At 27.1% G+C, this 8,745-nt stretch carries 9 protein-coding genes and 1 pseudogene; 3 read left to right on the top strand and 7 right to left on the bottom strand.

The features are described from left to right. Window positions 1-227 precede the first annotated feature (227 nt). Window positions 228-692, top strand: coding sequence for a crossover junction endodeoxyribonuclease RuvC (gene ruvC, locus ASUIS_RS13515; RefSeq protein ID WP_118887599.1), 465 nt, complete (start codon window positions 228-230; stop codon window positions 690-692). A gap of 53 nt (window positions 693-745) precedes the next feature. Continuing rightward, window positions 746-1,324: a phosphoribosylglycinamide formyltransferase gene (gene purN, locus ASUIS_RS13510; protein WP_118887707.1), complete on the top strand. Its 579-nt coding sequence runs from the start codon at window positions 746-748 to the stop codon at window positions 1,322-1,324. Between the two features lie 18 nt (window positions 1,325-1,342). On the opposite strand, the gene ASUIS_RS13505 is transcribed toward purN, so the two are convergent. The 4 genes from ASUIS_RS13505 to ASUIS_RS13490 form a co-directional block, all read right to left on the bottom strand. Then, window positions 1,343-1,798 (bottom strand): hypothetical protein, encoded by a 456-nt coding sequence (locus tag ASUIS_RS13505; protein WP_118887598.1) that lies wholly within the window; start codon window positions 1,796-1,798, stop codon window positions 1,343-1,345. Window positions 1,799-1,869: 71 nt separating this feature from the next. Then, window positions 1,870-2,484 carry a trimeric intracellular cation channel family protein gene (locus ASUIS_RS13500; RefSeq protein WP_118887597.1) on the bottom strand — a complete coding sequence of 205 codons (615 nt, stop codon included), beginning with the start codon at window positions 2,482-2,484 and terminating at the stop codon, window positions 1,870-1,872. Between the two features lie 16 nt (window positions 2,485-2,500). Continuing rightward, window positions 2,501-3,418, bottom strand: a complete 918-nt coding sequence (locus tag ASUIS_RS13495) for a glutaminase (protein ID WP_118887596.1) — start codon at window positions 3,416-3,418, stop codon at window positions 2,501-2,503. Further along, window positions 3,415-4,251, bottom strand: a complete 837-nt coding sequence (locus ASUIS_RS13490; protein ID WP_118887595.1) for an FAD-dependent thymidylate synthase — start codon at window positions 4,249-4,251, stop codon at window positions 3,415-3,417. The genes ASUIS_RS13495 and ASUIS_RS13490 overlap by 4 nt, the downstream gene beginning before the upstream one ends. A gap of 1,011 nt (window positions 4,252-5,262) precedes the next feature. On the opposite strand from ASUIS_RS13490, the pseudogene ASUIS_RS13850 reads away from it, so the two are divergent. Then, window positions 5,263-5,907, top strand: a pseudogene (locus tag ASUIS_RS13850) (HD-GYP domain-containing protein); the annotation flags it as partial. A 19-nt stretch (window positions 5,908-5,926) separates the two neighbouring features. Here the strand turns inward: ASUIS_RS13850 and yedF are convergent. The 3 genes from yedF to ASUIS_RS13470 form a co-directional block, all read right to left on the bottom strand. Then, window positions 5,927-6,163 carry a sulfurtransferase-like selenium metabolism protein YedF gene (gene yedF / locus ASUIS_RS13480; RefSeq protein WP_118887593.1) on the bottom strand — a complete coding sequence of 79 codons (237 nt, stop codon included), beginning with the start codon at window positions 6,161-6,163 and terminating at the stop codon, window positions 5,927-5,929. A gap of 3 nt (window positions 6,164-6,166) precedes the next feature. Continuing rightward, window positions 6,167-7,369 carry a selenium metabolism membrane protein YedE/FdhT gene (gene yedE / locus ASUIS_RS13475; protein ID WP_118887592.1) on the bottom strand — a complete coding sequence of 401 codons (1,203 nt, stop codon included), beginning with the start codon at window positions 7,367-7,369 and terminating at the stop codon, window positions 6,167-6,169. A 172-nt stretch (window positions 7,370-7,541) separates the two neighbouring features. Beyond that, window positions 7,542-8,744, bottom strand: coding sequence for an ArsS family sensor histidine kinase (locus ASUIS_RS13470; RefSeq protein WP_118887591.1), 1,203 nt, complete (start codon window positions 8,742-8,744; stop codon window positions 7,542-7,544). Window position 8,745: the final 1 nt, after the last annotated feature.

Below are 8,745 nucleotides of genomic sequence, written 5' to 3'. Positions count from 1 at the left end.
TTATTTGTAAACTCTTTAATCGTAATTAGTAAATATTATATCAAAATTTTTTATAAAACAGCTTCATTTATAGGGAAATAGGATAAATTTACTAAAGAAAACAAGTTATACACATAGTGAATAAGTAGTGAATAAAGTTTTTCCTTTAAGTAAAATTTTATTTAAAAGATACCATTATACGGGCTATAGAACTATGTGAATAGAAATTAAACAGAAAGAGTGAAAAGTTGAAAATATTAGGAATTGACCCGGGTACTCGAAACTGTGGATATGCCATTGTTGAAAAGAATGGAAATAGTGTAAAATTAATTGAAGCGGGGCTTATAAAAATAAAAACAAAAATCCTTCAAGAACAAATTGTTGAGATGACAGAGGGTTTTGATTTGATATTTGACAAACATGAAATAGATCAAGTTTCAATTGAAGATATGTTTTATGCTTTTAATCCAAAAACAGTTATAAAACTTGCTCAATTTCGAGGAGCTATTTCATTAAAAATTTTACAAAAATTTGGTAATTTTGCAGAATATACTCCACTTCAAGTAAAACAAGCAGTAACAGGAAATGGAAAAGCTACAAAAGAGCAAGTTGCTTTTATGGTTAAACGACTTTTAGGGGTTAAAAAAGAGATTAAACCACTAGATATTACAGATGCTATTGCGATTGCTTTAACCCATGCTCAAAGATTGTAAACTAATTTTAAAATAGATATAATCCAACCCCTTAAAATTTAGGATAAATAATGATAAAAAAAATTGGAATATTAGCTTCTTATAACGGAAGTGGATTTGAAACTATACAAAAAGCAATACTTGATAAAAAACTAAATGCAAAAATTGTAGTTGTAATTACAAATAATACAAATGCAGGTGTTTTAGAAAGAGCAGAATCTTATAATATTCCTTACTTCATTATAAATGAAAAAAGATATCCAGGACAAGATATAGATGATAAAATTGCAAGATTATTAACTGAATTTGGTTGTGATTATATATTTTTATCGGGTTTTATGAAAAAAATTGAATCAAAACTTTTAAATGCATTTTCTAATAAAATAATAAATACTCATCCTGCCTTATTGCCATCTATTTATGGCGGAGTTGGAATGTACGGAAGATTTGTACATGAAGCTGTTATAAAAAATGGTGAAAAAAAATCTGGAGTTACAATTCATTATGTAAATGAAGTTTATGATGAAGGTGAAATTATACTTACAAAAGAGCTTGAAATTTCTCAAAATGAAACCGTTGATAGTTTAGAAAATAGAATCAAAGAGTTGGAAAGTATTGCTATTATTGAAGCATTTGAAAAACTACTAGCTTAAAAGCTAGTAGCTAAAAAATTATTTTAAAATTTGCCCTAATTCAGCAGCAGTTTTTACATATTTAATATCTGTAACTTTCCCATTTTCTAAAGAAATAATAGAAATCATATCTTCTTTAACTGGAAATAGTGTTTTATTAGCCTCGTCTATTAAAAGAACAGAAAACGGATAATCTTTCATTTTAGGCATTGCAATAAACTTAGTAATTAAGCTAGGCATACCTGTAATATCTGCAATATAAACAGCTTTGTTAGTTGTTAAATAATCTTTATCTTTTGTTAATAAAAACTCTTTTATAGTCGTACCTTCAGTTTTTGTTGCTGAAAAAATTATTGTTTTAATATTTGCATCAACTGTATGATCTTTCTCAAATTGATCTTTAACTGTAAGTGTTGGAATATCAGTTCCTATTGTAAGTGAATTTGCGAATGCACTTAAACCTAATAAAACTGTAAATAGAAATTTTTTTATCATTTTTTCTCCTAAATTTTGAAAATTATGCAATGATACCTACAAAAAGTAAATGAACAGTTAAAAAGATAAAATTATTCCTTTGATAAAGTTGGTAAATGCCATTTTCTATAATAAGCAAGAAGTCTTAATCCTACACCAAAAATAAAAACTATCGTAATAGTAGGTAAACTTCTTAATTGCAAAAGCTCTAATACATATATAATTGAAGCTATGATTAATGCAACCGTTGCGTAAAACTCAGATACTAAAATAGACGGAATTCTGTTTATTAAAATATCTCTTATTGTTCCCCCACCAACGGCTGTTAGAAAAGCTAAAATTAGAACTCCTAAGAAGTTAAAATCATTTTGAATAGCAACGATAGAACCTGTAATTGAAAAAGATACAAGACCAACAGCGTCAGAGATAATAAACGCAGTTTTACCCTCTAAATCATCAATTTTGTGTAGTTTAAATAAAAGAGCAATTACTACTGTTGCAACAACTAAAATAACAGGAAGATTTGTTGTAAAAACATAAGGAGTTCTATCAGCTAAAACATCTCTAATCATTCCTCCACCAAGGGCTGTTAAAAATGAAGAGATGAAAACACCTAAAATATCAAGTTTATAATGAACAGAAATTAAGAATCCACTCAGTGCAAAACAAATTATTCCAATAATATCAGCAATTTCTAAAGCGCTCATATTTTTCCTTTAAAATTTAAAAAATTGACAAACCAGTTTTTGTGGTAAATAGTTCTAAAGCAACTGTGCCAACAAGGGAATTTCCTTGTAAATTTAGTTTTGGAGAATAAACACAAATTGCCATTTTTTTAGGAACAACTGCAACAATTCCGCCTCCAACTCCACTTTTGCCTGGAAGTCCAACTTTATATGCAAAATCACCTGAAGCATCATAATGACCACAAGTTAACATTAAAGAGTTTATTCTTTTTGCTTTTGATTCAGTTATTATCTCTTCATTTGTCAAAGGATGTACTCCATGATTTGCTAAAAAAAGCATTGATTTTGCTAATTGTGAACTATTCATCATAATTGAACATTGTTTAAAATAAGTGTCAATTACATCATCTATATTATTGTTTATATTGTTAAAACTTTTTATCATATTTATTAAAGCAAAGTTTCTAAAACCATGGGCTAATTCTGATTTAAATATCTCTTCATCATAAACTATTGTTTCATCATTTGAAGTTTTTTTTATAAAATCTAAAATATTATCAAAAGTATTTTTTTTATAAATTGAAACTAAACTATCAGCTGTAACAATTGCACCTGCATTTATAAAAGGATTTCTTGGGATGCCATTTTCATACTCTAGTTGAATTAAAGAGTTAAAGGGATTTCCTGATGGTTCATGTCCAACTCTTTTATATAAATCTTTTCCATAGTGATTTAAAGCTAAGGTAAAAGTAAAAACTTTTGAGATACTTTGAATAGAAAATTTTAAATTTGAATCTCCAATGTGATAAGAAGTTCCATCAAAAAGTTGAATTGACATGGCAAACTTTTTGTCATCAACATTTGCTAAAGCTGGAATATAGTTTGCTAATTTTCCTTCATTTAAAAAAGGTTGAATTTCATTTTCTATCTCTTTTAAAATCTTTTGATAATTCAAGCTAAAAGTTCTTTCATTGCCTCTGCTGTTTTTCTAATTTCCCATTGGGCATGAGAATCTAATCTTAGTTTAAAATAGTTCTCAAGTTGAGTTGGTTGGAAACCTCCCCAAATTTGTGAATATCCAGCTTGTGGAATTATTCTTCGGGCTTCTTGAGGCTTTACACCATCTTCTAAAGCTTTGTAATAGTGCTCTAAACAAATATCTAAAATTTGTTGAGTTGTTCCAGCTTCGCTAGTAACATCTTTCATTTTTTCACTTACATAAAAATCAAAAGGAACTCTTTTCCCACTTACATATCTTCTACTAAGTTCTTGCCAGTTAACTCTGTGTCTTACCATTTGAGAACGAGTTGGAAAATCAACTTTATATAAAAATACTTTGAAGTGTGCTTTTATGATTTCACACTCTTCAAGTGTATTGTAAATAGTTCTAATATCAAAACTATAAGCTTTTGGATTGTTTTCAAAATCATAAACCAAAGCTCTATAATTTGTAAGTAGGTATTTCCCATCACAAATTTGCTCTCCAAATTTTTTTACATTTGAAAATTCTGGTGCTAAAATTTCTTTATGTTTTTCATTTGTTGGGTCAAGTAATACAGGTACAAATTCAAAAGATGATGATGGTAAACCTTGAGATTCTGCCATAAGCCTATTGTATAAACTTTCACTTCCTAAAGCTTTTGGTGATTGATAACAAATCGAGGCAACTTGAGTGATGGCTAATATTCTATTTTCTTCATTTAGGTTTGCTTTTGAAAAGTCCCAATTCTCTACAAAAGCGATATTATCATCAAATATATTCTCTTTTTTATTAATCATTTTTATCATTTTTTAGCACCTTATAGTATAATTAATGCAGATTATACAAAAAACTACATACATAGATAATTAATTCCAAGGATAGATATGAGTATAAAGAAAATAATTAAAATTAGTTTTATATCAATTTTATTCATTATTACGGCAATAGGGATTATAAATACCATAGTAATTTATCAAATTAAAGAGAATAATTTAACTAAACAATCTATTAATAATTTAGTTTCTATGCAAGAAAGAATGAATGAATTATTAAAAGATACTATAAATTTAGATTCAATTGATAAGTTAGATAAAGCAAAAGAAGATTTTGTTAAATATGAATTAGAGTTTGAGAAAATACAAGAAAATTTTAAAGAACAAGATAAAAATGATTTGATAGATTTTTTAATAAGTGATATTCATAAAGATGAAGTTATTGCTAAAAAACTTGATCTTTTATTTAAAAGTGAACAAGAAATAGAAAAAGCTTTTGATGCAATTTATTTGTTACAAGAGAAAAAAATATCATTAATTGCTCAATTTGATAGTGATTATCCTATTGAAAATGATATAAGAAAAAGACTTGATCATGAAATAATCGAACGAAAAGATTTTAAACTTTCTCAATTATTTGGGGATGTGAAATATTATAGTAAAGAGGTTCTTTATCAAAAAAGAGATAGGGAAACTTTTAATAAGTGGTTAGGAAAAATTCAATTATTGATAAATAGTTACGATAATACTGATACTCAAGAATATTTACAAATAGTTGAAAAAGTGGGTAATCATATTATTAAAATAAAAGATATTGAAGATAAAGAGTTTGAAATAAGAAATATAAGTCTAAATATCATTAATATAAATAAAAAATATAGTTCGGATATAGAAGATAAAATAGAAAAACTTTCAAGTGATTTTATAAATATTACATATTTTAGTATTTTGGTACTTTTAATTATTGTAATTAGTTTTTTAAGCTTTTTAGCTTATAAAATTTACAAAAATGTTGGTTTATCTGTAGATGAAATTGAAACAAAAATTGAAGATGGTTTAACGGAAATTACAAATCTAAATCACGAAATAGAAAATACACAAAAAGAAGTTGTATTTACTATGGGTGCTATTGGTGAAAGTAGAAGCAAAGAGACTGGAAATCATGTAAAAAGAGTTGCAGAATACTCAAAACTTTTGGCTTTGTATTATGGTTTAGATGAAAAAGAAGCTGAGTTATTAAAACAAGCAAGTCCAATGCACGATATAGGAAAAGTTGCAATTCCTGATGCAATATTAAATAAACCTGGTCGTTTTGATGAAGCTGAGAGAAAAATCATGGATACTCATTCAGCTTTAGGATATGAAATGCTTAAACATTCAAATAGACCACTTTTAAAAACGGCTGCAATTGTAGCAAATGAACACCATGAAAAATGGGATGGAAGTGGTTATCCAAGAGGCTTAGGTGGAGAAGACATTCATATTTATGGAAGAATCACAGCCCTTGCTGATGTTTTTGATGCTTTGGGAAGTGATAGGGTTTATAAAGAAGCTTGGAGTGATGAAAAAATATTCAATCTTTTTAAAGAAGAAAGAGGAAATCATTTCGACCCAACATTAGTTGATATTTTCTTTGAACATTTAGATGAATTTCTAAAAATTAGAGATTCTTTAAAAGATAAGTTTTAATAAAGGGGAAATAAACCCTTTATTTTTGTATTAAATATTTAATAGTTGGACCACTACTATCTATATTTAAGACTTTATATCCATGATTTTTAGCATCAATTGGAATGTTATTTATACTTTGTGGACAATCACTGATTATCTCTAGGATTTCACCTTTTTGTAAACTATCCATTGCTTCAAGTGTTTTAATAGCTGGATAAGGACAAGGTTCACCTTGCATATCAAGTCTATAATCAGGAGTAATATTCTCTTTCATAGGTTAATTTCCTTTATTCTTTAGTTTTTGTTTGTAGTTTCTTTCTAGTTTTAGAATTAATAAAAATAGTAAAAATAACAAGATGTAGTTCATAAATAATCCGCCATAAGAACCAAATGATTCAAGAAGATTTATTTTTGGCCAAGAAGTTGCAAGCGATAATGAAAAACTATCCCAAGTAAATGCAAGGAAAGTTGCTCCAATTACATTTCCAATTCCAACTATCCAAAAATGAACTTGTCCTTCTACTGCTCTATACATCCAACCACATTCACAACCACCAGCTAAAACAATTCCAAAGCCAAACAATAATCCACCAAGTATTGCGTTTGGTCCAGCCCACATAATTTTTGCAGGAGTTCCAATCATAATGTAACTAAAAACACCAAGAGTTGATACAGCCATACCAATTATAATAGCAATAGCAAGTTCATTTCTTCCTGTTGTAAAAATATCTCTAAATGCAGAAGTAAAACAAATTTGAGCTTTTGCGATTAATAAACCAAAAGCACATCCAAAAAGTACCGCAATACCTAGTTTTTGACTATTTGCAAAAAATATAAGATATAAAGCCCAAATAATTGCGGCAATAAATACAAATGTACCAAATTTAAAAAATGATTTTACTTGTGTTTCATCTTTTTGTAATTCTTTGCTACAAGATACTTTTTGAAGTTTGATTTTTGATTGGAAAAAAGGAAGCATTGTAACTTTTGTTCCTAAATAAACACCAATAATCATAGCAATTGTAAAAAACCAAGCATGAAGAGAAAATTGTGGAATTCCTGTAAATAAACTTGCAAGATTACAACCCATTCCAAGTCTTGCTCCAAATCCTGCAATTATTCCACCAATTAAGGCTTGCATAATTCTAATATTACTTGCAGGCATTCTAAGTTTTACATTATTTCCCCAAAATGCAGCTGCAATACAACCAGCAAACATACCAATAATCATTACTCCATCAACTCTTGTTAAAGAAGTTCCTTCCATTTTCATAATTTTGTAATATCCCCAATTGCTGATATCAACACCAAAGAATTGTAGAATATGTCCACCCCATCTTGTAAATTCTCCTGTAACTGCCCAATAGGTTCCAGTTATACCAAAATAGTAAGCTGCTAGTACACCAAGTGCAATAACAGCAGGTGTTGGACGCCAAAAATTAACTAAATAGTTTTGTTTAAATTGCTTGAAATAATCCATGCAAAATCCTTTCAACATTGTGTTTTGAGTTTGAAATTTTGGATAAATCTTTTATAAAAAAGTATTACTATCCGGAGTTGAGATTAAAAAGTAATTGTCTCTATTTGTACCACAAATCTAAGGTTGGAATCATAGTTAAAAGTTACTTATAAGTCTTTGAAATGGTAAAAATTTATTTACCATTAATAAAATTTATTCTAAAAATATTAAATTCATTTTCATAAGAATAATCAACTTGAAAACCATGTTTATCAATGATTTTTTTTACAATACTAAGTCCTAATCCAAATCCATCTCTTTGAGCTAATTCTTGAGTAAAGGGTTTTAGATAATATTCTAACTCTTTTGAGAGTTTAGTTCCTTTGTTTAAAATAGAGATTTCATTTTTATTTGTTTCAATAATTATTGGAAATGAAATGGCGTATTTTAGGGCATTATCAATTAGATTTTTAAGTGTAGTTGATAAGTAGTGTAAATCACCACTTATTTTAAAATCTTCATTTATTTTTATTTCTATTTTTGATTCATCTTCTAAATATAGTTTTTCTAGGGATTCAATTATTAAAGTTTCTGCACTAAATGTTGTAATATTTAGTTTTGTAAGATTTAATTTTTCTAATTCTATTAGCTCATTTGTTAATATTTCTAAGTCAATAAATATCTTTTTTAATAACTCTTTTTGAGAAAAATCATCTATTTTTTCTATGGCAAATTTACCTTTTGCGATGGGAGTTCTTAGTTCATGTCCAATATCTCTTAGGAGTTCTTCCCTTGTTTTTATAGAGTTTTCTAAAGAAGTTGCCATTTTGTTGAATGAATCAGCAAGGATTCCTATTTCATCCTTTGAATTTATATTTATTCTGCTTGAAAGTTCACCATTTGCAAAATTTGTAATCTCTTTAGTAATTTTTTTCAAAGGAGTTAGCAAATTTAAAATATATAAAAATATAAGAAAAAGTACAAAAATATCAAGAAAAACTAGAAAATTTAAGATGTTTTTTTCATTTAGATTTTTTTCATCGGGAGTTTTTAAAATATATTCTTCATCTAAATAATTTATTTTTATAATAAATTCATCATCAAACATCTCTTTTAAAATCTCAATTTTCCCAAAAGTATAGTTTTGAGTATAAATTATTTCATTACTAGAAGTTCCAGATTCTTTAAAAGGAGTTAAATTGTTTTTTTTAAAAATAGTTTCTATGTAAGATTTATTTTCAATATTTTTAAAAATATCTTCTATAATTGTTAGGTATTTTTCTTGAATTAATTTATTCATTCTTTTTGAATTAATGTTATCAGTCCAAAAACCTATAACACTCATCAAAACAAGACTTAAAATAAATAAAATTGAGATTTTTTTGAATATTGACATT

Source organism: Arcobacter suis CECT 7833 (genome assembly GCF_003544815.1).
Lineage (GTDB): Bacteria > Campylobacterota > Campylobacteria > Campylobacterales > Arcobacteraceae > Aliarcobacter > Aliarcobacter suis.
The sequence above is the reverse complement of the archived record's forward strand: the minus strand, read 5'-3'. Positions and strand labels throughout refer to the sequence as shown.

What these genes read in the sequence shown, in the direction of transcription:
- ASUIS_RS13505 (WP_118887598.1), bottom strand. Translation starts at nt 1,798, where the DNA reads ATGATAAAAAAATTTCTATTTACAGTTTTATTAGGTTTAAGTGCATTC.
- ASUIS_RS13500 (WP_118887597.1), bottom strand. Translation starts at nt 2,484, where the DNA reads ATGAGCGCTTTAGAAATTGCTGATATTATTGGAATAATTTGTTTTGCA.
- ASUIS_RS13490 (WP_118887595.1), bottom strand. Translation starts at nt 4,251, where the DNA reads ATGATAAAAATGATTAATAAAAAAGAGAATATATTTGATGATAATATC.
- yedF (WP_118887593.1), bottom strand. Translation starts at nt 6,163, where the DNA reads ATGAAAGAGAATATTACTCCTGATTATAGACTTGATATGCAAGGTGAA.
- yedE (WP_118887592.1), bottom strand. Translation starts at nt 7,369, where the DNA reads ATGGATTATTTCAAGCAATTTAAACAAAACTATTTAGTTAATTTTTGG.
- ASUIS_RS13470 (WP_118887591.1), bottom strand. Translation starts at nt 8,744, where the DNA reads ATGTCAATATTCAAAAAAATCTCAATTTTATTTATTTTAAGTCTTGTT.